Below are 1,000 nucleotides of genomic sequence, written 5' to 3' on the forward strand. Positions count from 1 at the left end.
TGACCAGGACAGCAAGGGTATCGCCGTCTACGAAGCCGTCCCAGGGTCCGACCTGTACGAGCACATTGCGCTTGGGAATGCGCAGGATGTCGTCGTAGCCCAGGCCACCGTCGATAGTGGTGTCGGGAATGCTGGGCTCCGGCAACTCAGCCGCAGTGGTGCGGATAGGCGGGGCGGTGCTCATGGATGACTTCCTTGTGCGGGTTTTCGTTCGATGCGTTTAAGTGCTAGAGCTTCCAATCCAGCCGAATAACATGCGAGTCGAAGCGGGCTGGCCGAGGATTGCTTTTCTATCCTGCGGCGCGCGTAAAGAGAGCCCACCCGCCCGCTCCGCCGCGCCCTCCTCCGATCCAGCCCTGGTTGGGCTGGTTACCCTCGACGCCAGTATTGGGCGTGATGGTATGGAGCAGTGCTCCTCCAGCTGAGGTACTGCTCCATGCTTCCACCCCTCCTTCTGCCGGAGGAAGCCCCGGGGCGCCGCCGTACGCTGCCCGGTATGCCCGCCATTCGTCGATAGTGGGAATTCGCCCACCTTGGGATTCCGCAAACGCGACACTGTCTCTGTAGATGTTGTAGCCGGTCCATCCGTCCAGTTCGAGAACGTTGGAAACACTGACGGTGTAGCTGGCCCTCTGGCCGGCAGCATCCGTCACGGTGACCGTTGCCTGCCCGTTCCGGAAGGAAATGACATTGCCGGTCGACGCGTTGATATCCACGGCGTTGGTTGACGCGGAATAGGTGTAAGGCGGAGTGCCGCCAGTGGCGGTCCGGGTCGCGGTGGTATTGGCCGGCGGTGCGGTGGGCGGACGGCCATGCCGAACTAGCGCGCCGGCCAGGGTAAGGACCGACGTATCGATGGTCAGTCGCTGCTGCACAGTCACGGACCGAATGGCCGATTCCGGCTGGCTGCCGTACTTGCCACGGGCCTTGAAGCTGTGATTGCCCACGGCCAGGCCGGTGAGTTGCTTGCTCCATTGACCGTTGGTGCCGACGGTGGCGG

General features: G+C 63.1%; 2 protein-coding genes. Both read right to left on the reverse strand.

From position 1 onward, the window contains the following. Positions 1-184: hypothetical protein (locus tag ACPYOD_RS19120; RefSeq protein WP_481303268.1), on the reverse strand; the 184-nt coding region annotated here is incomplete at its 3' end. A gap of 106 nt (positions 185-290) precedes the next feature. Beyond that, the coding region (locus tag ACPYOD_RS19125) for a hypothetical protein (protein ID WP_481303269.1) at positions 291-1,000 on the reverse strand (710 nt) is incomplete at its 5' end.

It is taken from the genome of Luteibacter sp. HAY1-4A, assembly GCF_056755355.1.